The sequence below is a fragment of the Streptococcus sp. S1 genome (genome assembly GCF_034137685.1).
GTDB classification, from domain to species: domain Bacteria; phylum Bacillota; class Bacilli; order Lactobacillales; family Streptococcaceae; genus Streptococcus; species Streptococcus dentalis.
This window is the reverse complement of record NZ_CP139418.1, coordinates 1,232,539-1,258,281: the sequence shown is the minus strand read 5'-3', so window position 1 is coordinate 1,258,281 and position 25,743 is coordinate 1,232,539. Positions and strand designations below refer to the sequence as shown.

Sequence of the window (25,743 nt, the reverse complement as noted above, 5' to 3'; positions counted from 1 at the left end):
TTTAAACTCCTTATGATTGGTATGATTCAGAATCCTCCGCAACTTCCATCAAGAGACTTGCTTCTTCTTGCTTTCCTTGATGGAGCTTAGCTTGCACCGCTTCAGCCACTGCTCGTGGGATGCCAACTGTGACGATCTCATCTACAGTAGCTTCTTTGATTTTGGTCAGTGACTTGAAGTGTTTCATCAGCAACTGCTTGCGTTTTGGTCCCAAGCCTTCGATCCCATCCAGCTGGGAGGAGAAGGAATTCTTAGACCGAAGCTGGCGGTGGAAGGTGATGGCGAAACGGTGGACCTCATCCTGGATCCGTTGCAGGAGGAAAAATTCCTGCGAGGTTCGAGAAAGTTCGATGACTTGGAGAGGATCACCGAAGAGCAATTCATGGGTTTGGTGCTTGTCATTCTTTTGCAGGCCTGCGATGGGAATGTCCAGCCCCAACTCTTCTTGGATGACTTGCTTAGCGACATTAACCTGGCCCTGACCCCCATCGATGACGATTAGATCTGGTGGCGTCAAGCCATCCCGCATGACCCGACTGTAGCGTCTGCGAATGACCTCCCGCATGCTGGCATAGTCATCTGGTCCGACAACGGTCTTGATCTTGTACTTGCGGTAGTCCTTTTTACTTGGCTTCCCATTGACAAAGACCACCATGGCAGAAACGGGACTGGTCCCCATGATGTTGGAGTTGTCAAAGGACTCAATACGCACAGGAGTTGGGATTTGCAGGAGTTTTCCAAGGTTTTCAATAGCACCTTGGGTCTTCTCCATGGATTTTTCAAGGAGATTGAACTTCTGCTCCAGACTGACACGCGCATTTTTAATAGCCAGATTGACCAACTGCTTCTTCTCCCCACGCTGGGGCTTGAGGACCTTGGTATCCACTAGGGCCTTGACCGCTTCCTCATCGATATCCTGAGGGATCAGGATTTCATTGGGGATCAGGTGGGATTTCTCCTGGTAAAACTGCCCCACATAGGTCAAAAAATCCTCGTCCGGATCATTGTAGTAAGGAAAAAGGTTGACGTCGCGCTCGATCAGCTTACCCTGACGGACAAAGAAGACCTGCACACACATCCAGCCTTTGTCCACGTAGTAGCCAAAGACATCCCGGTTCTGCAAATCCTTAGCCATGACCCGCTGTTTGGTCCGCAGGGTCCCGATGGCCTGGATCAGATCGCGGTACTCGGCTGCCCGCTCAAATTCCATGTTTTGCGCAGCGGTATTCATCTTGAGCTTGAGCTCATCGATAATCTTGTCATCCTGCCCCTTGAGGAAGTCAGAAACCTCCTGGGCCATGCCCTTGAAATAGGCCTCGTCCTTGTGGCAGACTGTGTGAGCCATACACTGTCCTAAATGGTAGTAAAAGCAGACCTTGGAAGGCGGATTGGTGCACTTGCGGAAAGGGAAAATCCGATCCAAAAGCCTTTTGATCTCATTAGCCGCTCCTACGTCTGGATAGGGACCGAAATAGAGACCGCCATCTTTTTTGACCTGGCGCGTGATGATAAGACGGGGATAACGCTCATTGGTAATCTTGATGAAGGGATAGGACTTATCGTCCTTGAGCATGATATTGTACTTGGGCTTGTTCTCCTTGATGAGGTTGATCTCAAGAAGCAAGGCCTCAATATTGGACTCAGTGACGATAAACTCAAAATCCACAATCTCAGATACCAGCGCTTCTGTCTTGGTATCGTGGCTTCCTCTGAAATAGGACCGCACGCGATTGCGAAGATTCTTAGCCTTCCCCACATAGATGATGGTACCGTTCTTATCTTTGTGAATGTAACAGCCCGGACTCGTCGGCAAGAGCTCGAGCTTGGATTTAATCAAGTTATTCATACTCTCTATTATATCAAAAAAGAGAGGCGCTTACCTCTCAATTGTATGTATCCAACTTTACATCCTCAGCCTTTGAGATTAGCCATCTGGAAGATCGGAATCACATAAGGAACAATAGACATCAGGATAGTGAATAGCACGAAGAACCAGAACCAGAAGGAAGCGAGGGCACGCTGGAAAACTCCTGGCTGTGGTTTATTGGCCTGAATATAAGCCTTGATAGCTGGCCATTTGGTCGCAAGAACCACTATCATGACAATGGAACCAATGGCTAAAACACCGATTTGGAGCCAATTCGCTAGTCCCTCGTCCACATGATAAGCTACATAATGCAAACCTTGGGAAATGACAAAGTTATTGAAAATGTGATAGAAAATCGCCCACCAGATATTGTATTCAAAGGCAATGTAGCCGAATCCTAGACCAATGATACCCGCGAAAAAGAGCTGGTCAAAATTGGCATGGAAGAGGCCGAATAAAATAGCCGTCATGACAATGGCAAAGATTTTGCCATACCGTTCCAAGCCTCGCAAGCCTGCCCCACGGAAGAAGAATTCCTCTGTGATAGGACCAAAAAAGCCAGCATACAAGAGCATAGTCCAAGATCGCTCAATCGTATCTCCTAGATCTGGTGTTGGAGAATGAAGGCCAATGGTCTCAAACATGCGCTCAATCACTTGTGTCATTACAGATGAAAAGACTTGAGAAAAGCCAAGAAAGGCGAGAAGAATAAAGAAGACTGAAAGTGTCATCTTACGTCCCTTATGCTTAAGATCATATTTATAAAGGGCCTTCTTGCGATAGGCATTAAAAAGAAAGAGTCCAATGGAAATAGAGATGAGGTAGGGAATACCTGCCCACACATTCAGGGTATTGAGCTTCTCCGTTACTTGACTTGGATCTTTTCTGAGCGAACCTGAAAGGATCATGCCTAGGAGCACTTCCCACAGGACGGTTACCAAAGTCATCACCAAGAGATAAATGGCAAGTGTCCCAGAATACATTCCTATATCTTTTTTAGGGTCTAATAATCGGTTATATTGGTTCATTTCTTCCTCCTAGAAAATAGATAAAAACTCGCACAGACTCCTTCGTATAAGACAAAGAAAATCAAAAAGGCATGCATAAAGTAGTCTTCTGGTAATGCAAGAATAATCGAATCCACGCGCGGATCAAAGAGCCAAGTATTATCTCCAGCAAATAAGACCTGATGAAAGAGCGTAAAGAATTGATCAAAGCCAATCATAACAGTCATCACTGCAAGCACTACTGGTAAAACCATCATCCAAAAGAAGAGACTTCGGTACAGGGCCAGGTAGCCTTTTTTGACGACTGTTCGCATAAACTGGATAAAACCAGGTAGAGTCACCAAGAAAACGACCGTCACCAAGTGAAATAGGTACTTGACGGCCTCAAAATGGTGCAAGCCATTTTTTGAAGAGGGGAATTGAGGCATCTTCAACACCCATTGAAAAGGATTGGTCAAATAGTTCATCAAGACATTAAAATTCTTCATGATGACTGAAGCCGAAAAACCAGTTCGGCTTTGAATCCCCAACCAATGAATCTCCATGGGATAGAGGACCCATGCTAGGCCAATGGTGAGAAGGATCGTGGCTGACAAGATAAAGAAAAATTGGTTGATTGATTTCAGACTTTTAAGCATCAAAATCCCACTCCGCTAAACTGGAAACAACATGTGTCGGTGCAATTGGTAAGGTCGGCACTTCTTCTGGTTTGGTAAAACCTGTCGTCACCAAAAGGGTTGGAATCCCATTGTCAATACCTGCACGAATATCTGTTAGATAATTATCCCCGACCATAACGACTTCTTCTCTTTCAAGACCCAAGTGTTCAATAGCCTTATCCATGATGATGGCCTTTGGTTTTCCAATGATCACTGGCTCCACCCGTGTCGCTGCTTCGACAAGGGCAATCAGGGATCCCGCACCCGGCATCAAGCCACGCTCTGTTGGAATGTTCAGGTCCGGATTGGTTCCAATAAAGTGAGCTCCTTTTTGAATCGCCAAGGTCGCAATAGCAAACTTCTCATAATCCACTTGCCAATCCAGGCCAATCACCACATAATCAGGCGCTTCTTCATCGATGATATAGCCAGCTTCTTCAATAGCATCTTTGAGCCCCGCTTCTCCGATCACATAGACCTTTTTGCCCAGATTTTGATCATTCATGTAGTCAATGGTCGCAAGGGTAGCTGTATAGATAGTCGAAACTGGGGTTTCAATATTGAAATGAGTGGCCAACATATCCCGAACAGTCTCTGGTGTGCGGGTTGTGTTATTGGTGACAAAGAGATAGGGAATCTCACGCGCCTGCAATTCATGGACAAAAGCTTCTCCTGCTGGAATTCGTGATTTACCTTTGTAAATAGTGCCATCCAAATCAATTAAATAGCCCTTGTAGTGCATTTATTCTTCCCTTTCTGTATCAGCTTTTTCATGCAACTTCTCTGCATCGACTCGTCCACCAGAACCATATAAAAGCAAAGCTCCAGCATAGAGGACAAATTGTAAAATCAACCCTGTAAAATTGATCCCTTGATTTCCTGATTGGGTAAACAAGAAGGAAGCCACCATGAGAATCACAATGGTCAATAACAGGCCTATTACGGTTGCCTGATCCACACTGATTTGATAAACCGTGCGTTTGGTGCTCCGGTTCCGGCCGTCTGACTTGGTTTCTGGTTGCAAATTCTCCACAAAATCCGTCACCAAGGTCGCAGCGAGGCTGACTGTTGTGCTAAAGAGCACGCCTTGAGACAAACGATGATAGAAATTAGACCAGAAAGAGCCTGATTGGCTGGTAATGCCAACTGAAAAGATCACGACAGGCAAGAGAAAGGCCAAGGTGAAATGGATCCAGACCCGGTACCAACGTACATCTTCTTTCAAGAAACGGCTAAAACTCTCTAAATTCAAACGGTAGCGGAAAAATTTGTAAATTTCTTCCACCAGGATGATGCCCAAAGCACAAAGAGTCAAGAGCCAATCTCCCAACATGTACAAAGGGTTCTTTTGACGCTTAGCATAGGCCACAACCCGTTTTTGGTAGCCTGCTAGCTCTTGTTTTTTATTTTTTAATCTTCTACTTTCCATAAGTCCAACCCTTTTCTTCTACTTCTTCCCACTCAATTTCAGCTTGGGCATTGATATGACCATCTGAGCTAATTTGGTGCTGGGTCTTCAAGCCCTCTTGTTCATATTGAGAGGTAATGACACCTCCTGCCAGCACTTCTTTGACATATTTTAAATGAACTTTTTTAGGGACATGATGGGTCAAAAAGTCTGCTCCCATCACCTCAAAGACCCAGTCCAAGTACTTGCTATTATTGACATGTCCGTTCATATCCAAGTCGTAAAAACGAACCCGATATTCCTGTTCCACGCCCCCTTCTAATTCTTTAAAACGGGGACCACGGAGCATGGTTTTTGAAAACTCTGAGTCAAAGGCATCCGTAATCTCAGACATGACAGGATGAACCTTGCGTGTATCACGATCCATCAAGACAAAGGTCGCGACCATCTCAATGATGGTATTTCCCGCTTCGTCCTTGATATTAAAGGCCCGGTAGCAGAACAGACGATTATGACTCATGGCATAGGTTTCGATAGTGATCTTCTCATCAAAAACTGGGAGACGATCGATCTTCATATTGTAATCCGTGATAATCCAGACCAGATTGTAATTCTCTAGAATGTACATATCACTCATGCCCAGCTCAATCGATTGCATGCCTGATACCTGCAAAGACAGCAAGATCAATTGGGGAATTTTTATAAATCCATTGACATCGCTCATATCAAAAGGAATTTTCATGCTGTATTCAAATGTTTTTGCCATCTTCTACTCCAAAATAAACTTCTCTGCTACAGTGTCTCCTAAAAAGAGACCTTTCTTGGTCATGCGAACAATATCCTTGTCAGGCACCAAGAGTCCCTGCTGGGTCAATTCCTCAACCACTGGTCCATATTGTTGGTCAAAATTCACACCAAACTTTTCTTCGAAACGCTTCTTAGAAACACCTGTTTTCTTACGGAGACCTAGAAACATCTCTTCTTCCATCATTTCAGTCTGACTCAGATGTTCTTCTTGGACACGCGCATTTCCCTCTTCGACCGCCTGCATATAGTGACGAATAGGGCCATGATTCTTGTAGCGAACACCATTGACATAGCCGGATGCACCAGCTCCTAAGCCATAATACTCCGCATTATCCCAATACATGAGGTTGTGGCGACTTTCAAAACCAGGCTTGGAGAAATTGGAAATTTCGTAATGCTCAAAGCCCGCACGCTCCAACTCCTGAATGATGTATTCAAACATCTCCGCTTCCAACTCCTCCTTTGGTAGAGGAAGCTTGCCCCGTCGCATGCGATTCATAAAGACGGTGTGATTCTCCAGAATCAAGCTATAGAGGCTCATATGGGGAATTTCGAGGGCAAGAGCCTTAGCGACATTTTCCTGGACCTGTTCCATAGTTTGCGTCGGAAGCGCATAGATGAGGTCGATCGAAATATTATCAAAACCTGCCAGCTTCAGACGATCGATATTGTCATAGATATCCTGCTCCTGATGGCTCCGACCAATCTTTTTGAGCAAGCGATTATCAAAGGTCTGTACGCCCAAAGAAACCCGATTGACCGGTGAATTCTTCAAGACAGCAATCTTATCAGGATCCAAATCACCAGGATTGGCCTCGATGGTTAACTCCTCCATCTGAGAGAGATCAAGCGACTTGGTCAGCTCCTTGAGCAGATACTCTAGCTGATCCGCAGTTAAGGATGTCGGTGTCCCACCCCCGATATAGAGAGTCCGTAAGTTTGTAATTTCTTCCCGACGAAATTCTTGGATCAAATGATCCAAATAAGCATCGACCGGTTGGTTCTTAATAAAGACCTTCGAAAAATCACAATAAAAACAAATCTGGGTACAAAATGGGATGTGGACATAAGCGGACGTTGGTTTTGTATGCATACCTTTAATTATACCATAAAATCCCCCTAAGTCCGAGAAGAAAAGGGTAGATGAAGCAAGGATTTCCTTGACAAGAAGGAATGAAAAGAATAGAATAAAGCTGATCACATTCGGAGGTAAGGAGATATGAACAACTAAGTTTCGTTAAATAAGATACTTTATTTAGTGGACTGCTTGTTCTATCTCTTTTTGTGTGCCCTCTCGCCTATTCTCCAACTTTTTGTTGGCTTAATAAGGTCTTTTTCTGTTTGGGTCCACTTGAATACAGCTCTACTAAATAGGTAGAGCTGTTTTTTTGTCCCAGTAGAAAGGAATCTTATGCTAAAACTATCCCACCTCACCATCCGCCATACAAAAGATTTACGCGATCTGGTTCGTGATCTGTCCCTAACCATTCATGAAGGAGAAAAAGTTGCCATTATTGGCGAAGAAGGAAATGGAAAGTCTTCTTTGCTTCATGTCCTCATGTCCCCAAAATCACTACCAGATTATCTGACAATAGAAGGCGAAATCACCACTTCCTTTCACTCCTATGCCTATATTCCCCAGTCTTTGCCGGAAGCATTGAAGGGAAAAACATTGGAAGAATATTTTTTTGGAGAAGACGAGCTAGACTATGCCATCCTCTACAGACTGGCTGATCAATTGCAATTTGATAGCGACCGCTTTTCAAGCGACCAAATTATTGGAAGTCTATCTGGAGGAGAAGCCCTCAAAGTCCAACTGCTTCACGAACTTTGCCGTCCTCATGAATTACTATTTTTAGATGAACCTTCAAACGATCTGGATTTAGAAACCCTGGACTGGCTCCAGCAGATGATCCAAACTAGCCCCCAAACCATTTTATTTATTTCCCATCATGAGGATTTTTTGACTCAGACGGCGGATACGATCATCCATCTAAGACAGATCAAACACCGCAAGGAGGCTGAAACCATTGTAGAGCACATAGGCTATCAGGACTACAGTAGCCAAAGGGAGCAACAATTCAAGCAGCAGTCCCAACAAGCTGCCAACGATCAACGAACCTACAAGAAAACAATGGAGAAGCATCGCCGCGTCCGTCAGCAAGTTGAAACATCCTTACGAAACACTAAGGATAGCACTGCTGGACGTCTCCTGGCAAAGAAAATGAAGTCCCTCCTCTCACAAGAAAAGCGCTACGAGCGAGAATTCCAATCCATGACTCCCCAACCCTATGATGAGGAAGTCATCAATCTGCATTTCCCTCCCCTCACTCCCTTGTCTCCTCAAAAACGAGTCCTTCTATTAGATCAGGAAGAACTCGCAATTGGTGACCGGGTCCTGGTCAAGGATCTCTCCCTTACTCTTCAAGGGCAGGACAAGATAGGAATTATCGGTTCCAACGGTGTGGGGAAATCCACTTTCCTAAAAATGATATGGAAAAGTCTACAGAAGAATGAAAGTATCCGCACTGCCTATATGCCTCAAGATTACACTGAACACCTCCCTCTGACTCAGACACCAGTTCAATTCTTACAGCATTCAGGCGATCGTGAAGAAATCAACACCATTCAATTGCATTTAGCCTCCCTCAACTTTACCTATTCTGAAATGCACCATCCGATCTATGAACTTTCTGGTGGCCAGCAAGGAAAACTCTATCTCCTTCAACTAGTGCTCACAAGTCCCCAATTTCTACTCTTGGACGAGCCTACTCGCAATTTTTCCCCCACTTCCCAACCAGAAATTCGACGCCTATTCGCAGACTACCCAGGCGGACTAGTCACGGTCTCTCACGACCGGACCTTCCTCAAAGAAGTCTGCCAAAAAATCTATCGCCTGACCGAAAATGGTTTGGTAGAGATAGAGGCTCTCTAACGTAAAAAAGATTGGCGAAAACCAATCTTTTTTTCTATTCCTTCGCTGCCTCTTGTGCCATTTCTTGGGTGCGTTTGTAGGCTGCTTCCACTCCTGCAATGATGTCGCCCCGTAGGCCGACTTGTTCTAAGCGGTTGACACCTGCGATGGTAGAGCCACCCGGGCTACAAACTGCATCTCGCAAGCGGGCTGGGTGCTCACCTGTCTCTAGGACCATTTGACTAGCGCCTTGGAAGGTCTGTGCAGCCATCTGCAAGGCTTGCTCTCGTTTAAGTCCTAATCCTACTCCTGCATCTGCCATGGCTTCAATCATCTGATAGACAAAGGCTGGACCACAGCCTGCGACAGCCGTTGCAGGATCCATCAATTTTTCTTCAATTTCATAGAGAGCCCCTGCTCCTGCTAAGAGCTGGTTTACTTTAGCTACTTGCTGGTCTGTCACTGCTTGAGAGCGGGCTAGACTGATAACACCTTGACCAATGGCCACAGGCGTATTGGGCATGATGCGAATGAGCCCTAGCTGGTCGTTCTGGATCACGTCAGCCATCTTTTCTAGTTCCAAGCCTGCAGCCATGGAAACCAGTAAGAGATTGGAGCGTTGGGCTAAGATGCCCTGATACTCCTCTAGGAGAGGGCAAATCTGATAGGGTTTGACCCCTAAAAAAATCACTTCAGCCTCTTGAAAGACTTGTTCAAGATCAGACGCCGTTCCCCCATACTGGCTGATAAACTCTTGCACCTTTTGAGGAGAACGATTGACCAAGAGCAGGTCTTGCGCATCCACTTCTTTTGCGACTGCTTTGGCTAAACTAGCTCCCATGTTTCCTAGTCCAATAAATGCTACTTTCATTTTTTACCTCACTTGACCATTTCCACTGACGATATACTTGTAACTGGTCATTTCCCGGAGTCCCATTGGTCCACGCGCATGGAGTTTTTGGGTCGAGATCCCCATTTCACAACCTAGACCAAATTGACCTCCATCTGTAAAGCGTGTAGAAGCATTGACATAAACCGCTGCTGAATCTACTTGCTTGGTGAAATAAGCGGCTGTCTCAGGATTTTCAGTCACAATAGCATCCGAATGATGGGTGCTATGAGCTTCAATATGGTCCGTCGCTTCCTCAACTCCATCAACGACCTTGACTGCTAAAATATAATCTAAAAATTCGGTATCAAAATCCTGTTCCTGTGCGGCTGTTCCAGAAATAATAGCCTGTGCTTGCTCATCTAGGCGCAACTCAACGGATCTTTCCCGATCATCCACTAAACGCGATTGACCAAAGGCAAGAAGTCAGACGCGATCGCTCGATCCACCAACAAGACCTCCAGGGCATTGCAGACGGATGGGCGGCTTGTCTTGGCATTTTCAATAATGGCGAGGGCTTTCTGGAAGTCAGCCTCCTTATCCACATAGACATGGACGATCCCAGTTCCTGTCTCGATAACGGGGACAATGGCATTTTCAACCACCGCTTGGATCAATCCAGCACCACCACGTGGAATGAGCAAGTCCAGATAGCCCTTAGCCTTCATCATAGCAAGGCTAGAAGCTCGACTCGTATCTTGGATCAGTTGAAGAAGATCTGGATTCAGTCCGGCTTCTTCCAATCCAGCCTTGAGGGCTGTCACGATCGCTTGGGCAGAATGAAAGGCATCCTTTCCAGTACGAAGAACCACTGCATTTCCACTCTTGATGGCAAGCGCTGCAGCATCCGATGTCACATTTGGCCGGCTTTCATAAATGATGCCAATAACACCCATGGCAACGCGAACTTTCTGGATTTCAAGACCATTTTCCAAGACTTCCGTATCCAGCACTTCCCCAATTGGATCTGACAAGTCTATTAAAGCACGAATTCCTTGTGCCATACCGGCAATCCGCTCTTGATCAAGAAAGAGGCGATCCAGCATGACTTCAGAAATCTTGCCGCGTGCTGCTTCCATATCGATTTGATTGGCTACTAAAATGGCTTCAGTCGCTTTCAAAAGCTGGCTAGCCATGGCCTCCAAAGCCTGATTTTTAAGAGCTGTACTGGCTGTATTGATGCTTTTCTTAGCTGATCTCGCTATGGCTAATTGTTCTTGTGTTGTTCCCATACGTTTTCCTCTAGAATTCTGTAAAGAGTAGGTCAATCTCAGGAGTTACCGAGATCCAATCATCCCGGTGGATAAGGATTCCCTTAGCTTTTTTAGATTGGAGTAGATCGCGCACAGCTGATTGGCCGAGACGGACCTTGCCTTTTCCTAGTAATTGACCAGTCTCTTGATGATAGACGCTGACGATGTCGTGATAAGAGAAATCCCCTTCTGCCTTGGTCACACCAGAAATCAATAGACTCTTTCCATGATCCAACAGAGCTTGCGCTGCTCCAGCATCCACCCAAACGGCACCTTTGCTTTCTGCATAAAAGGCTAGCCATTGCTTCTGGGTTTTTAAACCCTTATCCTCTGCAAGGAAGTAACTGCCATTTGCTTGCTCTTCTGCTGCTTCGATCAAGGCATCCGGCTTGAGAGACGAGCAAATATAGACAGGTACCCCTGACTCGGTCGCAAGGGTCGCTGCCTTGAGTTTGGTCAGCATGCCGCCAGTTCCGTTGCTACTGCCAGCACCACCAGCCATCTCGATCATCTCACGGGAAATGTGTTCGATTCGATCCAAGCGCTTAGCGGTTGGATCCTGAGAAGGATTGGCTGTATAGAGGCCATCTACATCTGTTAAAAGCACCAAAAGATCCGCTTGAACCATGGCTGCAACCTGCGCACTCAAGGTATCATTGTCACCAACTTTTAACTCGGCAATCGAGACCGTATCGTTTTCATTGATGATTGGAATGGCCCCACGATTGAGCAGAACAGAAAGGGCCTGGTGGGCATTCTTATAACGGCGCTGATCCGCAAAGTCATCCTGGGTCAACAAAATCTGCGCAGAAACAATGTTGCGTAAGAGCAGGTTGGCTGTATATTCTTCCATCAGTAAGCCTTGCCCAACTGCCGCAGAAGCTTGCTTGTCTGCCACCTTGGTCGGCCGTTTCTTAAAACCAAGGGCACCAAATCCAGCAGCAACCGCCCCTGATGAGACCAAGATCAACTCATGGCCCGATTCGTGTAAGAGAGCCAACTGCTGGGTAATGATCTTGACCTTCTGTCTAGAGAGACTCCCATCGGGATTGGTCAAAGACGAGGTCCCTACTTTAAAGACGATTCGTTTTGCTTTCATCGCTATGATTCTTTCTAATACTATTTATTTCGTATGTAATGAAAGTGACTGAATCTCCATTCAGCCATCTTCACTATCCTTTTCGAAGGTCTTCCAGCGTTTTCTCAAAGATCGCTGGCACTTCTGCTGTAAATTCCAAGGTCTCGCCTGTACGGGGGTGGGTAAAACCTAGTGTCCGCGCATGAAGAAACTGTCCTTGTCCTTTAAGTGTCTTCTTAGGACCATAAGCAGGATCTCCAGCCACTGGATGGCCAATATAGGCCATGTGAACCCGAATTTGGTGGGTTCGACCAGTCTCCAGTTGCAACTCTACCAAGGTGTAATTTCCAAAGCGTTCCAAGACTTGAAAACGGGTCACTGCAGGTTTTCCTTTAGCTGTCACCGCCTGTTTTTTTCGGTCCTTTTCACTGCGACCAATGGGTGCTTCAATCATCCCTCGATCATTAGGAAGATTGCCATGAACAATGGCCCAATACTTCCGTAGAGATTTTTTGTCTTTTAGTTCCTCTGCTAAGGCGACGTGGGCTTGGTCATTTTTTGCGACCATCAGGAGGCCTGACGTGTCTTTATCGATCCGATGAACGATCCCTGGACGCAATTCTCCATTGATTCCTGAAAGGTCCTTGACATGGTATAAGAGCGCATTGACCAAGGTCCCACTGGTATGACCCGCACTAGGGTGAACGACCATGCCCTGTGGCTTATTGACCACTACAACATCCTGGTCCTCAAAGACGATGTCTAAGGGTAGATCTTCTGCTTCATAGCTGACCTCTTCCACTTCTGGGACTTCATACTGGATGATGTCCCCTTCTTTAACCGTGTACTTGGCTTTTTTCACAGCCCCATTGACCAGAACTTTTCCTTCTTTGATCTGCTCATTAGCCACAGCTCGTGACAAGGGGGTCAAATCCGCCAAAGCTTTATCCAGTCGCGCGCCGGCTACTTCGATTTTAATTTCCATGCGTTTCCTCTTTCAACATCAGGATCAGGAGCAAGAAAACTCCAACTGTCAAATAACTATCTGCTACATTAAAAATGGCAAAATTCATAAAGTCCAAGTGGAACATATCGACCACAAAGCCCTGACGCAGGCGATCGATAAAATTCCCCAAGCCGCCTGCAATAACCAAGGTCAAACCGGTCACCATCCAAAGCGACCCCTTGAGATGCTTATAGAGATAGTAAAAGGCCCCTACCATCACGACTAGAGTGATGAGGGTAAAGAACCATTGCTGATTTTCAAGAAGCGAAAAAGCTGCACCTGTGTTTTGAAGATAGGTCAGGCTGACCACATGGGGAATAAAAGACTTGACGACACCCAGTGGAATGTTCTTCACCACATACCATTTGACCAGCTGATCCAGTAGGACCAAAAGGACAATCGCTACCGGGACCATTGTTTTTCTCTTCATTTCTTACCTCTTTTGATCAAAATATTCTACCATGACCTCGACAAACTTCTCTGCTACAGGAGAGAGATCCATCTCTTCGCGTTTGACATAGACCATTTTATTGTCTAAATTATCTTCTAAAGGAATCACGGTAATGCCATTCACGGACTGGCTATCCAAAAAGCCTGATCCTGTCGCATAAGCATCTGTCCGCTCCAAGATCCCATTCAAGGTGGCCCGGTCGGTTACATTGAACATTTGGGAGCTCGAACTGGTATCGACAAAATTCTCTGAATAATAGAGGTACTCATCTTTTTCTTGGGTAAAGCGAACAGTTGGCAATTGAGCTAGATCTTCCATGACCAGTTTTTTCTTCTTAGCCAGAGGGTGTCCCTTGCGAAGGTAAATATGAGTCTGAAAAGGAATCAAATCCACCACTTCAAGTCCTAATTTATCAACCCGTTGCATAATTCCCTTGGTATTTTGACGGTTGAGATAAATAATCCCCAACTCACTATGCCCTTGAGCCACTTCATCCAAAATTTGGACCGTCGTTGACTCAAAGATGCGGAAATTTTTATTTTCCGGATAGCGGATTGAGAATTCCGTCATCAAAGGTGGTAAGAAGTCATAGTGTTGACTAGAAATAGAGAATTCTTTCTTCTCTTCTTCGGGACTGGCATATTGATTTTGAAAAACATCAAACCCTTTGACCACATCTTGCGCTTTTTCATAAAATTCCATTCCCCGACGGGTCAAAAAAGTCCCAGAACTGGTCCGACGAAAAATCTTAAAACCCAGTTCTTTTTCTAAATCTCTGACAAAGATAGACAAGCTGGGCTGACTCACATACATTTTTTCAGCAGCCTCACGAAAAGTACCACTATTGGCAATCGCCACTACATATCGTAATTGTTGTATATTCATTCTATTTTCCTTATTACAGTATCAATCTATTATACCATAAATTAGGGGCTGAAAGAAGAGATGCGTTTAAGAGACCCTCTTCTAGTAAAATAAAAAAGAGAGTGGGACAGAATGAACTGCACCCTAAAAGTTAGACAGAAAAATCTAATTTTTGGGGTGCTTTTATTATGAAATTAACTTTTGAAGATAAAGTTCAAATATATGAATCAAGAAAGCAAGGAGAGAGTTTTAGGCGACTTTCAAATCAATTTGGGATAAAGATTTCTAATCTTCAGTACATGATTAAATTGATTGATCGTTATGGAATAGAAATCGTAAAAAAAGGAAAGAATTGTTACTATTCTCCTGAACTAAAACGAGAAATCATTGATAAAGTCTTACTTGAAGGTCGTTCACAAAGAAGTGTAAGCCTTGATTATGCTCTCCCAAACCAAGGAATGCTTCCAAATTGGCTGGCACAATACAAGAAAAATGGGTATACTATTGTTGAGAAAACAAGAGGAAGGATACCTAAAATGGGACGTAAGCCAAAGAAGAAACCTGAAGAGATGACTGAGTTAGAGCGTCTTCAAGCAGAAAATGAATACCTGAGAGCGGAGAATGCTGTTCTAAAAAAGTTGAGAGAACTCCGATTGAAGGAGGAAAAAGAGAAAGAAGAAAGACAGAAATTGTTCAAGAATTAATCACTGAGTTTTCGTTAGATATTCTTCTAAAGGCCATTAAACTCGCTCGTTCGACCTACTATTATCATTTGAAACAGCTAGACAAACCAGATAAGGATCAAGGGCTTAAAGCTGAAATCCAATCTATTTTTACTGAACACAAGGGAAATTATGGTTATCGTCGGATACATTTAGAATTAAGAAATCGTGGCTTTTTGGTCAATCATAAGAGGGTTCAGCGGTTGATGAATGTCCTCAATTTACAAGCTAGAATCCGGCAGAAGCGAAAGTATTCTTCTCACAAAGGAGATATTGGTAAGAAAGCCGACAACCTTATTCAACGCCAGTTTGAAGCTTCAAAACCAATGGAAAAGTGCTACACAGATGTGACAGAATTTGCCATTCCAGCAAGCACTCAAAAACTCTACTTATCACCAGTATTAGATGGTTTTAACAGTGAAATCGTCGCTTATAATCTTTCGACGTCGCCAAATTTAGAACAAGTGAAAGCTATGTTAGACCAGGCCTTTACTGAGAATCATTACACAAATACAATTCTCCATAGTGATCAAGGATGGCAGTATCAACACCAGTATTATCATCGTTTTTTAGAGGATAAAGGAATTCAACCGTCCATGTCACGTAAGGGTAACAGCCCAGACAACGGCATGATGGAATCCTTCTTTGGCATTCTTAAGTCCGAAATGTTTTATGGGTATGAGAAGACGTTTCAGTCACTTGAGCAATTAGAACAAGCTATTGTAGACTACATTGATTATTACAACAATAAACGAATTAAGGTCAAACTAAAAGGACTCAGTCCTGTGCAATACAGAACTAAATCCTTTGTGTAAATTCATTGTCTAACTTTTTGGGGTCAGTACAGAAATCGGTAATTCGTTAGAATTCGATTTCGTCGTCCCACCTCCGCACAGTTGAGTAGGGCTGTAAAAGCTGATGAAATCAGCGTAGTAGAGACCACTCAACCATTGCGTCTTGCTCGACAATCCAAAAATAATTGAGAGGCTAGGACTTTTGTCCCAGCCTCTTATACTTATTCAATCACTTGACTTTCGGCTACTTTCTTGTACCAATGAGCCGATTTCTTAGGATAGCGCTCTTGGGTTTCAAAGTCCACATAAAAGAGACCATAGCGTTTTTCGTAACCATTTGACCAAGAGAAGACGTCCATGAGAGACCAGATGAAGTATCCTTTGACGTTTGCACCATCTGCAATCGCATCAGACAAGACCTCCAAGTGTTGCTTCACATAATCAATCCGGCCATCATCATAAACTGTATTGTCCACAAATTCATCTTTGTATCCCAGTCCGTTTTCGGTGATATAGATCTTCTTGTAGTTTGGATATTCTTTTTTGACGCGCATGATTTGATCATACAACCCCTGCGGATAGATGATCCAATCCCAGTCAGTACGAGGTACATAGTCAGGAGCTACACGACGTCCAACACCTTTGATTTGGTATTTAGAGCTTCCTTTTTCCCCTTTACCGTTATGTATGATTTCTGTTTCGCCGTCAAAAGCTTCCATCCAGTCACTCATGTAGTAGTTGATTCCAAGGAAGTCGTTCAAATCTTTTGCAGCTTCAAGTGCCGCAAAGTCTTCGTCCCGAAGATCCAGACTACCACCATTGACAGATAAGATATGATTGACCCCTTCCATGGTTTCATCGGAATAGTGACCAAGGTAGGTTGCATCTAAAATAAACTTGTTATGAATAATATCTTCCAACTCAGCCGCCCGAACGTCTGCTGGATTTTCTGGATCCAAAGGATACTTAGTAGGAAGGGCATGGACCACTCCGATTTCACCTGCATAACCTTTATCTTTGTACAATTTCACAGCACGTGCATGAGAAACCATCATATTGTGGTGTGATTGGAAGACTTTGGCAAGGTCATACTGAATTCCTGGTGGGAATTTTCCGACTAAGTATTGACCATCTCCGATTGGGCCTATTTCATTGAAGGTTGTCCAGTAGTTGACTTCTGGGAATTCTTCAAAACAGAAGGCCGCATAATCTACAAAATGTTCGATGTTTTCACGGTTCAAGAAGTCTCCATTTGAGTGAAGAGCTTCAGGTGTATCAAAGTGGTGAAGAGTTACGAATGGTTCTACATGACGTTTATGACATTCTGCAAATAAGTTATGGTAGAACTCCACCCCTTTTGGATTGACTTCACCATAGCCAGTTGGGAAAATACGTGACCAAGCAATGGAAATCCGTATACCATTGACACCGTATTCTTCAGCTAATTGAAGGTCTACTGGGTATTTGTGGTAGAAATCACTAGCAGGTTCTGCTGTATACCAATAGTTATCAGCTAAGTATTTGTCCCATGCAACAGGGCCTTTCCCATCTGTATGAGTAGCCCCTTCTGCTTGATAGGCGGCTGTAGCGCCACCAAAAATAAAATCTTTAGGAAGTGTTTTTGTCATTTTTTCACCTTTTTCTTGATTGGATCAAAGGAAAAGTGAGAGGAGAGGAGTTAGTGAGCCATCCATCTCCATCTCACTTATTCGTTCTTATTCTTCAAACTGCGCTTGAACAAATGCAAGGGCACCTTGTCCATCGCGGGTCAATTTTATGTATTGAGCTCCTTCTGTCTTAGCCAATTTGATTCCAAGTTTATCTGTTTCAGCCTTCATATCTTCATAGTTTGAAGCTACTTGAGGAGCAAGGATAACAAGGTCAAATTCTGGCAACATTTCACGGTGAGCACCGTAACCACCAGCAGCGGCCTTTACAGGAACATTGTATTCTTTAGCAGCTTTATTCAAAGCATTTGCAAGAAGACCACTTGTACCACCACCTGCACAAAGAACCAATACGTTTGTTTCTTTTGTGATATTGTTTTGAGCTGGTTCATTTTCAACACCAGCTTTTTCAAGAACAGCATCAGCTTTCGCTGTATTGAAGTTTGCAGCTACTTTTTCTTTCAATTCATCATTAGATTTACCAGAACGTTCTTCTTCAAGAATTTGTTCATCATAAACTTTAAGGAATGGGTAGTAAATAACTACGTCCACTACGATAAGTAATGCGGCAAGAACAAATGATAGAAATTGGAAGTTAGTACCAAGAACTAGACCAAGTGGGGCTGGAGTTGTCCATGGTAGGTTAGCAGTAAATGAGTTCATTCCAAGTGTATCGATAAAGAATTTGAAAATCCAAACGTTTGCAATTGGAGCAAAGATAAATGGAATGAAGAAGATTGGGTTCAATACCAATGGAGCACCGAACAAGATTGGTTCGTTAACACCAAAGAATGTTGGGACTACAGATGCACGTCCAATTGCACGGTTACGTTTTGATTTCGTTAACCACATGAACATAAATGGAACAACAAGAGTCGCACCAGTACCACCCAAAGTAACAATAAACATTTGAGTACCTGAAGTAAGAATCTTATCTGCGTGCATTCCTTGTTGAATCAATTTCAAGTTTACTTCAGCATTTGCATAAGTAATCGCTGCGATAGCTGGCTCAACAATTGAAGGACCATGGATACCTACAAACCAGAAGAAGGCATAAGCACCAAAGATAATTGTAATTCCAAGGTAACCGTCAGCAGCTGAGAATAGTGGAGCAAGAAGGGTACCGATTGATTCAGCAACCGTTACATGAAGGCTTGCTTTAACAACTAATTCAAGTGCGTACAAGAGTACAACTGATAATGTAAATGGAATCAAGTCTTTAAATACTTGTGAAATATTTGGTGGAACCTCGTCCGGCATGCGGATGGTCACATTGTTTTTCACACAGACTTTGTAAACATTAACAGTAATGAATGCAGCAATGAAGGCTGTCAACAGACCTTTTGTACCCATGAAGGCTGTTAAGAATCCACCTTCTTTAGCAGGTTCGGCAGCCATGAGCAAGAAGCCAACCATAGAAGCCAACATTGTAGAAATGAAGTTGATTTGGTTAGTTGCTGGAAGGTCGCGGTTCATTGAATCAGTCAAAGCCTTAGCCGTTGTACCACCAACGAAGAAGGCCAAGATGCCCATAGAATAGCTATATGGAGTCATCAAGAAAGTTTCAATATCTTTAGACCAATGGAATCCCCAAGCGTTTGGTACATACGCAATTAGGATGAAGATAGATGAGAAAAGGATAACAGGCATCCCTGCAATAAAGCCATCCCGAATCGCTCGCAAATATTTGTTTCGAGAAATCTTTTCAAAGAAAGGTTTCCCTTTTTCAATCAGTTCAATCAGTTTATTCATTATTTCGCTCCTCTTTTATATAGTTCAATCAGATGGTGAATCACGTCTTTTAATAGGATCGTTGTCATGAGATGGTCTTGACCATGCATCATGGTAATGCTATAGGGGATTTCTTCTCCTGCTGCTTCATGCGCTAGCATGGTCGTTTGAGATTTGTGAGCCTCAGCGATACAAGACCCCGCTTCTTCTACTAAGGATTCTGCTTTAGCAAAATCACCATTTTCAGCAGCTTTTAAGGCTTCCACTAATTTTGATCGAGCGTCACCGGCATAAGCGACAATTTCAAAGCCAAGTAATTGGACTTCTTCTTTATTCATGTTGGTTCCTCCTTATGATACCTTTTGAAAATTTTTATAATAGACGTTGAATATGAAGGGCTAAATAGACTTTTTCATTAGGAGATATCTTGGCTCCTGTCTGTTCAGCGATGGTTTGGTAGATTTGATGACTAATCTCATAAGCCTTTGGATAACTTAGCTGAATCAGTTGTTCCATCTCGCTCAAACCTTCTGGATCTTCTCTTCCCTTATCTAGCGAATCTAGGAAATAATTGAGATGGATCATAAAGCGATCATAGAAATGACTGTTTTCTTCTTTCCGTTTCAATCCATTTTGAGCTAGTTTTTCTTCTACAGCTTTCAAAATAACTTGTCGGTCCTGAACATCTGGATCTTGCTCATGAATCATTTCCCCTTGTGCATTAATGAAATGATAAGCGATGCGATTCACTTCATCGTCAGGAAATTGATCCAAGAGCCGCTTTCGAAAGATCTCAATCGCTTCTTTTGCGATTTTATAGGGAATCGGATGCATAGCAGACACATCAGGAAGGTCACTGTATTTATATCTTCCCTGTTGAACTGCCTGGTAAGAACAAAAGATGTGATCTGTTAATGTCACATAGATATATTCTTGAACAGGATAGGCATATTTCTTAGACAAGGTATCAATCACTTCATAAGTGGTTGTAATGAAATCAAGAGGAACATTCTTTAGAAGGGCCATAAAGTTTTCTCTTGACTCATCCGTGTTTAAACGAAATACTTTTTCGACCTTATCATCAGCTACTAGATCATTTTTCTTTTTCCCAAAAGCAATCCCACTCCCAATAACAATCAACTCTTGTTGTAGTTCATTTTGAACCAAAGCAACATTATTGTTCATTGGATGGATAATACGATACATGAGGCTCTCCTTTGTAAAATTTGTTAAAAGCAAATAAAAATGACCACGAAGCAACCGAAAAAACTAGCCTACACTAATTGTTCAGTCTACTTGTGGTCACGCCTAATCTAACTTAGTAACGCTCACTGCTATTCAACTTATAAACTTATTTTATCATAAACTTTTTGTTTTGTAAACCCTTACAGCGAAAATTTTTAAACATTTTTTTATAAAAAATAAACAAGACCTTGAAATAATGAAGAGGCTGGGACAAAAGTCCTAGCCTCTCAATCATCTTTGGATTGTCGAGCAAGACGCAGTGGTTGAGTGGGCTCTACTACGCTGATTTCATCAGCTTTTACAGCCCTACTCAACTGTGCGGAGGTGGGACAACGAAATCGAATTCTAACGAATGACCGATTTCTGTCCCACTCTCTAACTGTTGCTTTAGGAGGCAATCTTCATTTGAATCTTATACGCGTTCTGTCCAAGGTGTTGCTACTTTATCCAAGACTGCGTTCAATTCTTCAATATTTTGACGCCCTTCTGTACGAAGCCATTCACGAGCAGCTGCTTCTCCATCTTTGATGTAAGCTTCTACTGAACCTGCCCATGTCGCACGTCCACAAAGAACGCCGTTGAAGTTTGCACCAGATGCATGAGCAAATTCCAAGGTTTCTTGGAAGAGTTTTGCAGATACACCTGCACTGAGGTAGATGTATGGAAGGTTGGTTGCTTCTTCTTGTTCTTTGAAGAAAGCAGCTGCTTCTTCACGACTATAGACAACTTCTCCTTCTCCAAATCCTTCCACGAAGTTCACATTAACTGGAACTTCCACTTTCAAGACATCGATATTGAAACGAGGATCTGAAAAGACTTTCATAGCCTCAATCACCTTACGAGGTTTCACTTTCGCATATTCAGCAGAGGTTGCATCTGCAATTCCTTCATCATAAGCCAAGATTTCAAGGAAGAATGGAATATCTTCAGCAGCGCATTCAGAACCGATGCGTTCGATATAAGCTTGTTTTTCTTGGTTGAGTTCATCTGCACTGTCTACATCATAGTAGAGCAAGAATTTCACAGCATCTGCGCCTTGTTCTTTGATGCGTTTTGCTGACCAAAGGTTCAAGCAGTCTGGCAAGCGCTTGGTGCTTGATGTATCGTAACCTGTTTTTTCATAGGCAAGTAAGAGACCAGCATCTTTGTCCAAGGCTTTTGTAGCAGGTAGACCATATTCTGGGTCCAATAACATAGATGAAGCATATTTTGTCAATTCATCAGCTACAAGGACTTTTAATTCTTCCATTTGTGCTACAGTTGGCTCAGTGTCTTGGTATTTGGCCATCAAGCGTTTCAAAGCCCCACGTTGGTCGAAGGCCAAAGCTGAAATAACACCGTCTTTTGTACTAAGACGTTCCAAATAGTTGCGTTTTTGTTCTGTTAATACCATTTTATACCTCTTTTACGATTAATTGTTGATACAAGGCATCATAGTGCCCCATGTTGACATGTCCTGTTTGTGCTTCTTGCGCATTTAACATTCCAAGAACATTTGCTTTCTTGAGCAAGTCTGCGTCACTCTCATGATGATAGAGACCAGATGCAATCCCTGCAACAGTCGAATCACCAGATCCGACTGGATTGACGACATCAATCTTAGGAATATCTACCTTATAGAAAACATCGCCGTGCTTCGCAAAAGCACCATTTGCTCCAAGGGAGACAATCACCCATTCGATGCCATCAAAGAGAGAATCCTGAAGAACTTCTTTTAAATCTTCCACATTCTTACTCACTTCTTTTCCTAACAACTGTGATAATTCTTCATTGTTTGGTTTAATGACCGTAGGCTTGACAGCTGCTTGAATGGCAGCTTCTAAAGAAGCTCCCGAGCAATCGAGTACGACTGGTTTCCCAGCTTCGCTTGCAATCTTGACAAGGCTAGCATAGTAGTCCACTGGTAAACCAGCAGGAAGACTTCCAGAGATGGCAACAACCTCTACTTGGTCAACCAAGTGACGATAATGGTCGAGAAAGTCTTTCCCTTCTTTCTCAGAAATGGTTGGACCTTTTTCTAAGATTTCTGTTTGCTTGCCTTCGTGAAGGATGGCGATACAATTACGTGTATCTCCAGCAATTTCAAAGAAACGTTCCTCTATTCCTTCTCCTAAATGATCGAGAATGAATTGACCTGTTCGACCACCAAGTAGGCCGGTCGCTGCCACTGGATCCTTGATCTCAGAAAGTACACGGGTAACATTGAGACCTTTCCCACCGGCTGTCTTACTCACCTCAGCCACTCGATTGACTGTATCCAACTGGAGCACATCCAAAGGATAAGAGATATCAATCGAAGGGTTCATCGTGACCGTTAATATCATACGTCACCTCTTAGTCGTGGTATTCACCACGGTCCCATTTTTCAAGGAATTCTGTAAAGAAATCAGCATCCGCTTGATGGGCATTATGGGTTTCCACATGTTGGATCTTAGCAATCAATTTTTTATTTTCTTCAGTTGGTTTGTATTCAGCGTGGATGAATGCTTCAATGATATCGCACATGAGCAATTCACCAGTGATTTTACCACCAAACCCGATCACATTCGCGTTCAATTCTTCTTTAGCATAAAGAGCAGTTGTCATGTCCCGTACTAAAGCAGAACGGATACCAGGTACTTTGTTAACAGCATTGTTGATCCCAACACCTGTACCACAGATACAAACACCAAGATCTGCTTGGCCACTTGCTACGGCTTCACCGACTTTTTTACCAAAGATTGGATAGTGGGTACGTGTATGGTCATAAGTCCCAAAGTCGAGCACTTCATATCCTTTTGATTTCAAAAAATCAGAAACAGCCATTTTTTCATTTGTCACAATGTGATCACAACCAATTGCAATTCTCATTTGAATTCTCCTCTCATTAGCACATCTTATTCAACATATCGACACGGATTTGGTGACGACCACCGTCGTATTTACCATTGACGAAGCCTTTGGCAATGTTCTTGGCCAATTCATCCCCAACAATTTCAGCACCCATGGTAATCATTCGAGAATTGTTGTGTCCACGTGTCATATAAGCAGAACGTTCATCTGAAACTTCTGCTGCCACCATTCCTTTGATTTTAGTTGCAACCATAAATGGACCAGCTCCGTAAGCATCAATTACGATTCCAAGATTTTGATCGTTTTTGTTTACTTCTCTCGCAACTGCAAGTGTCACATCTACAAAATCTTGACCTTCAGCAGTTACATCCACAACATCGAAGTTTTCTTTTACAAGAAACTCTTTCACGAGATCTTTTAATCTTAATCCTGCAGCATCTGCACCAATTACAATAGACATGTCCTGTCCTCCTTTTGTTCGTTTCAGCAAATATCCCTGTTGTTAAATTTTCACAAAGAAACATTTTCTTACTTTTGATATTATATTACACCTATTTTGAACGAAAGTCAACATTTAATTGTTTATTTTCGAACATTTTTTAAAGTAAAAACACCATATCCACAACAGATATGGTGTCAGTTTTCAAACTACATATGACGATTATTTTGCATTTGCAGCATATTCTTCGTTACGTTTGATCATTTGTTTTCTGTACCAAGCGAAGATTCCGATATAGAATGCCAAGAAGACAACTACACCAAGGATAGCTTTGATATCTCCAGTTGTTGCGTTACCGATTGTCCAACCGAGCAATTTTTCAACTGGTCCTTCAAGAGTTGAGTGAGAGATCAATTGAGTAGAAGCCACCCCTTTAGGGAAGGCATCAACACTCTTAGCCAATTGAGTTGCAAATGGTGCAATCAATGTTCCTGAAAGAAGGAAGAGTGGCAAGAGAAGGCTTCCGAAGATGATCATACGGATTAATTTACCGCGTGTTACAACCAACAAGGCTGGAGTCACACCCATAGCGATGATACCTGCAAGTGGCAAGATACCATTTCCGACTTTAGAAAGAAGCACAGCTTCAATCAACATGATTGGTGCAAGTACGTTCGCACAAGCCCAGATTTCAGCACGACCAGCGATAAATGGCCAGTCCAAACCGATGTTGAATTTACGTCCTTGAAGACGTTTAGTAGCAACATTTGTAATACCTTGTGACAATGGTTCTACCGCTGCGATGAACCAAGAACCGATCAATGAGAACAATTCCAAGCAGACACCGGCAGTAAAACCAAGGCTCAACCAACCTTTAATAACCAATTCCCATTTGTCAGCATCTTGCACGCCAGCAACTGGATGTGGAGTACCCATGATACCGATGACGATACCAAGAAGGAAACCGATAAAGAATTTAGATCCCCAGAAACCGATCTTCTTGTTCAATTTAGCAGCGTCGAAGTCGTATTTATCAAGACCTGGGAAGAATTTGTCAAAGATTTTATCCAAGACCATGATGATTGGGTTCATCATGTAGTTCATGTGAGTTGAAGTCATAGGTGATGAACTTGGTGCATTCAAAAGATCATCAAATGTTGGTTTCATCAAGTCTGAGTTGATGATCTTCATAATCCCTACTAGGACTACTGCTACAGTTGCAACGAAGAGAGAAACTCCTGCGCTAACTCCATTTTTATCAGCATACCATTTGATCAAAAGACCAGTGATAGACAAGTGCCAAATATCGAAGATATCGACGTCAAGTGTATCTGTTTTCTTGATAGCAAGCATGATAACGTTGACGATCAACATAATCAACAAGAAGTAAAGTGTCCAGGCAGACCCCCAAGTGATGGTCGCAAGAGGTGCCCAACCAACGTCAGTGATATTCAATTGAATACCAGTATTCTCAACGAATTTTGCAAGAGACGCTGAGAAAGCTCCATTCAACATACCGATGATGGCACCGATACCAGTAAGGGCGATGGCAAGTTTAATACCACCTTCAAGGGCTTTAGAGAATTTCACTCCAAACAAGAGAGCCAATAAAGTCAAGACGATCAACATGATGATCGGAGCACCCATGTCTAGGATGGGTTTGAAAAATTTATTGGCAAAATCGATAATGCCATTCATAATAAATCCTCCCGATTTATATTTTTTTTGTAATTTACGGCATAAAGTGTTTCCAATTTTATCATTGGATAACGCTTACAAACTGTTTTAAAAAAATATTAACTTAATCCATGTTCTTTAATGGCAGCTTCGATGTTATCAAAGACTGGCGCACTCATCGCTGGAATACGGAATAAAATTGGTCCTGCTTCTACCACTGGAATACCAGGATCGAATCCCAAATCAGTTGCAGCAATTGGAGTAAAGATATCATAACCTGAAATCAAGTCTTCATTGACATCTTTGACCATGACAGCGTCACAACGCACATCATAACCACGGTTTGACAACTCTTCTTCTACCGCACTCTTAATTTGGTGGCTAGAGTTAACGCCTGCACCACAGGCAGCTAAAATTTTAATCATTTGGATGT

General features: G+C 43.0%; 24 protein-coding genes and 1 pseudogene. 2 read left to right on the top strand and 23 right to left on the bottom strand.

Annotation, left to right across the window (positions count from 1 at the left end; genetic code table 11):
* Positions 1–10: 10 nt before the first annotated feature.
* The 7 genes from uvrC to hemW all read right to left on the bottom strand — a co-directional run bounded on the left by uvrC (position 11) and on the right by hemW (position 6,841).
* Positions 11–1,846, bottom strand: a complete 1,836-nt coding sequence (uvrC, locus tag SM121_RS06120; RefSeq protein WP_023918337.1) for an excinuclease ABC subunit UvrC — start codon at positions 1,844–1,846, stop codon at positions 11–13.
* A 65-nt stretch (positions 1,847–1,911) separates the two neighbouring features.
* Positions 1,912–2,895 (bottom strand): CPBP family intramembrane glutamic endopeptidase, encoded by a 984-nt coding sequence (locus SM121_RS06115; RefSeq protein ID WP_320910635.1) that lies wholly within the window; start codon positions 2,893–2,895, stop codon positions 1,912–1,914.
* Positions 2,892–3,512 carry a TIGR01906 family membrane protein gene (locus tag SM121_RS06110; protein WP_320910634.1) on the bottom strand — a complete coding sequence of 207 codons (621 nt, stop codon included), beginning with the start codon at positions 3,510–3,512 and terminating at the stop codon, positions 2,892–2,894. The genes SM121_RS06115 and SM121_RS06110 overlap by 4 nt, the downstream gene beginning before the upstream one ends.
* The gene (locus SM121_RS06105) at positions 3,505–4,275 is read right to left on the bottom strand and encodes a TIGR01457 family HAD-type hydrolase (protein WP_045759548.1); all 771 of its coding nucleotides are present in this window, start codon (positions 4,273–4,275) and stop codon (positions 3,505–3,507) included. Before SM121_RS06105 ends, SM121_RS06110 begins: the two co-directional genes overlap by 8 nt.
* Entirely contained in the window at positions 4,276–4,962 is a 687-nt protein-coding gene (locus SM121_RS06100; protein WP_003001805.1) for a hypothetical protein, read from the bottom strand.
* Positions 4,952–5,707 carry an acyl-ACP thioesterase domain-containing protein gene (locus tag SM121_RS06095; RefSeq protein ID WP_003001707.1) on the bottom strand — a complete coding sequence of 252 codons (756 nt, stop codon included), beginning with the start codon at positions 5,705–5,707 and terminating at the stop codon, positions 4,952–4,954. Before SM121_RS06095 ends, SM121_RS06100 begins: the two co-directional genes overlap by 11 nt.
* 3 nt (positions 5,708–5,710) lie before the next feature.
* Positions 5,711–6,841 (bottom strand): radical SAM family heme chaperone HemW, encoded by a 1,131-nt coding sequence (gene hemW, locus SM121_RS06090; RefSeq protein ID WP_320910633.1) that lies wholly within the window; start codon positions 6,839–6,841, stop codon positions 5,711–5,713.
* Positions 6,842–7,159: 318 nt separating this feature from the next.
* Here hemW and SM121_RS06085 point away from each other — a divergent pair, with 318 nt between their 5' ends.
* On the top strand, positions 7,160–8,683 hold the full coding sequence (locus tag SM121_RS06085) for an ATP-binding cassette domain-containing protein (RefSeq protein WP_320910632.1): 1,524 nt from the start codon (positions 7,160–7,162) through the stop codon (positions 8,681–8,683).
* A 34-nt stretch (positions 8,684–8,717) separates the two neighbouring features.
* Here the strand turns inward: SM121_RS06085 and proC are convergent, their stop codons facing one another.
* The 6 genes and pseudogenes from proC to SM121_RS06055 form a co-directional block, all read right to left on the bottom strand.
* Complete coding sequence (gene proC / locus SM121_RS06080; protein ID WP_320910631.1) at positions 8,718–9,533, bottom strand: pyrroline-5-carboxylate reductase; 816 nt, start codon at positions 9,531–9,533, stop codon at positions 8,718–8,720.
* Between the two features lie 3 nt (positions 9,534–9,536).
* A pseudogene (locus tag SM121_RS06075) lies at positions 9,537–10,783 on the bottom strand (glutamate-5-semialdehyde dehydrogenase).
* A gap of 10 nt (positions 10,784–10,793) precedes the next feature.
* Positions 10,794–11,903, bottom strand: a complete 1,110-nt coding sequence (proB, locus tag SM121_RS06070) for a glutamate 5-kinase (RefSeq protein WP_320910630.1) — start codon at positions 11,901–11,903, stop codon at positions 10,794–10,796.
* A 73-nt stretch (positions 11,904–11,976) separates the two neighbouring features.
* Positions 11,977–12,867, bottom strand: coding sequence for an RluA family pseudouridine synthase (locus SM121_RS06065; protein WP_320910629.1), 891 nt, complete (start codon positions 12,865–12,867; stop codon positions 11,977–11,979).
* Entirely contained in the window at positions 12,857–13,318 is a 462-nt protein-coding gene (gene lspA / locus SM121_RS06060; protein WP_003001852.1) for a signal peptidase II, read from the bottom strand. Before lspA ends, SM121_RS06065 begins: the two co-directional genes overlap by 11 nt.
* A gap of 3 nt (positions 13,319–13,321) precedes the next feature.
* Positions 13,322–14,224: a LysR family transcriptional regulator gene (locus tag SM121_RS06055; RefSeq protein ID WP_320910628.1), complete on the bottom strand. Its 903-nt coding sequence runs from the start codon at positions 14,222–14,224 to the stop codon at positions 13,322–13,324.
* A gap of 167 nt (positions 14,225–14,391) precedes the next feature.
* Between SM121_RS06055 and SM121_RS06050 the strand changes: the two genes are divergently transcribed.
* Positions 14,392–15,740, top strand: a protein-coding gene (locus SM121_RS06050) for an IS3 family transposase (protein WP_320910627.1) whose coding sequence is annotated in 2 segments (ribosomal slippage) — positions 14,392–14,833 and positions 14,833–15,740 — 1,350 coding nt in all. Because the reading frame shifts where the segments join, the coding sequence is not laid out codon by codon here.
* A 200-nt stretch (positions 15,741–15,940) separates the two neighbouring features.
* Here SM121_RS06050 and lacG read toward each other — a convergent pair.
* The 10 genes from lacG to SM121_RS06000 all read right to left on the bottom strand — a co-directional run bounded on the left by lacG (position 15,941) and on the right by SM121_RS06000 (position 25,735).
* On the bottom strand, positions 15,941–17,347 hold the full coding sequence (gene lacG, locus SM121_RS06045; protein WP_320910626.1) for a 6-phospho-beta-galactosidase: 1,407 nt from the start codon (positions 17,345–17,347) through the stop codon (positions 15,941–15,943).
* Positions 17,348–17,434: 87 nt separating this feature from the next.
* Complete coding sequence (locus SM121_RS06040) at positions 17,435–19,138, bottom strand: lactose-specific PTS transporter subunit EIIC (RefSeq protein ID WP_320910625.1); 1,704 nt, start codon at positions 19,136–19,138, stop codon at positions 17,435–17,437.
* On the bottom strand, positions 19,138–19,455 hold the full coding sequence (locus SM121_RS06035) for a PTS lactose/cellobiose transporter subunit IIA (RefSeq protein WP_003007713.1): 318 nt from the start codon (positions 19,453–19,455) through the stop codon (positions 19,138–19,140). Before SM121_RS06035 ends, SM121_RS06040 begins: the two co-directional genes overlap by 1 nt.
* Before the next feature lie 34 nt (positions 19,456–19,489).
* Positions 19,490–20,323, bottom strand: coding sequence for a PRD domain-containing protein (locus SM121_RS06030; protein ID WP_023918365.1), 834 nt, complete (start codon positions 20,321–20,323; stop codon positions 19,490–19,492).
* A 451-nt stretch (positions 20,324–20,774) separates the two neighbouring features.
* Positions 20,775–21,755 carry a tagatose-bisphosphate aldolase gene (lacD, locus tag SM121_RS06025; protein ID WP_155124826.1) on the bottom strand — a complete coding sequence of 327 codons (981 nt, stop codon included), beginning with the start codon at positions 21,753–21,755 and terminating at the stop codon, positions 20,775–20,777.
* A gap of 1 nt (position 21,756) precedes the next feature.
* On the bottom strand, positions 21,757–22,686 hold the full coding sequence (locus SM121_RS06020; RefSeq protein WP_320910624.1) for a tagatose-6-phosphate kinase: 930 nt from the start codon (positions 22,684–22,686) through the stop codon (positions 21,757–21,759).
* 10 nt (positions 22,687–22,696) lie between these two features.
* Positions 22,697–23,212, bottom strand: a complete 516-nt coding sequence (lacB, locus tag SM121_RS06015) for a galactose-6-phosphate isomerase subunit LacB (RefSeq protein ID WP_003002763.1) — start codon at positions 23,210–23,212, stop codon at positions 22,697–22,699.
* A 16-nt stretch (positions 23,213–23,228) separates the two neighbouring features.
* Entirely contained in the window at positions 23,229–23,654 is a 426-nt protein-coding gene (gene lacA, locus SM121_RS06010) for a galactose-6-phosphate isomerase subunit LacA (RefSeq protein WP_320910623.1), read from the bottom strand.
* 201 nt (positions 23,655–23,855) lie between these two features.
* Positions 23,856–25,331, bottom strand: coding sequence for a PTS transporter subunit IIC (locus tag SM121_RS06005; RefSeq protein ID WP_320910622.1), 1,476 nt, complete (start codon positions 25,329–25,331; stop codon positions 23,856–23,858).
* Between the two features lie 98 nt (positions 25,332–25,429).
* The gene (locus SM121_RS06000; protein WP_003010999.1) at positions 25,430–25,735 is read right to left on the bottom strand and encodes a PTS sugar transporter subunit IIB; all 306 of its coding nucleotides are present in this window, start codon (positions 25,733–25,735) and stop codon (positions 25,430–25,432) included.
* Between the last annotated feature and the right edge of the window lie 8 nt (positions 25,736–25,743).

Coding starts and splice junctions, on each gene's coding strand:
- uvrC (WP_023918337.1), bottom strand. CDS start 1,846: ATGAATAACTTGATTAAATCCAAGCTCGAGCTCTTGCCGACGAGTCCG.
- SM121_RS06115 (WP_320910635.1), bottom strand. CDS start 2,895: ATGAACCAATATAACCGATTATTAGACCCTAAAAAAGATATAGGAATG.
- SM121_RS06110 (WP_320910634.1), bottom strand. CDS start 3,512: ATGCTTAAAAGTCTGAAATCAATCAACCAATTTTTCTTTATCTTGTCA.
- SM121_RS06105 (WP_045759548.1), bottom strand. CDS start 4,275: ATGCACTACAAGGGCTATTTAATTGATTTGGATGGCACTATTTACAAA.
- SM121_RS06100 (WP_003001805.1), bottom strand. CDS start 4,962: ATGGAAAGTAGAAGATTAAAAAATAAAAAACAAGAGCTAGCAGGCTAC.
- SM121_RS06095 (WP_003001707.1), bottom strand. CDS start 5,707: ATGGCAAAAACATTTGAATACAGCATGAAAATTCCTTTTGATATGAGC.
- hemW (WP_320910633.1), bottom strand. CDS start 6,841: ATGCATACAAAACCAACGTCCGCTTATGTCCACATCCCATTTTGTACC.
- SM121_RS06085 (WP_320910632.1), top strand. CDS start 7,160: ATGCTAAAACTATCCCACCTCACCATCCGCCATACAAAAGATTTACGC.
- proC (WP_320910631.1), bottom strand. CDS start 9,533: ATGAAAGTAGCATTTATTGGACTAGGAAACATGGGAGCTAGTTTAGCC.
- proB (WP_320910630.1), bottom strand. CDS start 11,903: ATGAAAGCAAAACGAATCGTCTTTAAAGTAGGGACCTCGTCTTTGACC.
- SM121_RS06065 (WP_320910629.1), bottom strand. CDS start 12,867: ATGGAAATTAAAATCGAAGTAGCCGGCGCGCGACTGGATAAAGCTTTG.
- lspA (WP_003001852.1), bottom strand. CDS start 13,318: ATGAAGAGAAAAACAATGGTCCCGGTAGCGATTGTCCTTTTGGTCCTA.
- SM121_RS06055 (WP_320910628.1), bottom strand. CDS start 14,224: ATGAATATACAACAATTACGATATGTAGTGGCGATTGCCAATAGTGGT.
- lacG (WP_320910626.1), bottom strand. CDS start 17,347: ATGACAAAAACACTTCCTAAAGATTTTATTTTTGGTGGCGCTACAGCC.
- SM121_RS06040 (WP_320910625.1), bottom strand. CDS start 19,138: ATGAATAAACTGATTGAACTGATTGAAAAAGGGAAACCTTTCTTTGAA.
- SM121_RS06035 (WP_003007713.1), bottom strand. CDS start 19,455: ATGAATAAAGAAGAAGTCCAATTACTTGGCTTTGAAATTGTCGCTTAT.
- SM121_RS06030 (WP_023918365.1), bottom strand. CDS start 20,323: ATGTATCGTATTATCCATCCAATGAACAATAATGTTGCTTTGGTTCAA.
- lacD (WP_155124826.1), bottom strand. CDS start 21,755: ATGGTATTAACAGAACAAAAACGCAACTATTTGGAACGTCTTAGTACA.
- SM121_RS06020 (WP_320910624.1), bottom strand. CDS start 22,686: ATGATATTAACGGTCACGATGAACCCTTCGATTGATATCTCTTATCCT.
- lacB (WP_003002763.1), bottom strand. CDS start 23,212: ATGAGAATTGCAATTGGTTGTGATCACATTGTGACAAATGAAAAAATG.
- lacA (WP_320910623.1), bottom strand. CDS start 23,654: ATGTCTATTGTAATTGGTGCAGATGCTGCAGGATTAAGATTAAAAGAT.
- SM121_RS06005 (WP_320910622.1), bottom strand. CDS start 25,331: ATGAATGGCATTATCGATTTTGCCAATAAATTTTTCAAACCCATCCTA.
- SM121_RS06000 (WP_003010999.1), bottom strand. CDS start 25,735: ATGATTAAAATTTTAGCTGCCTGTGGTGCAGGCGTTAACTCTAGCCAC.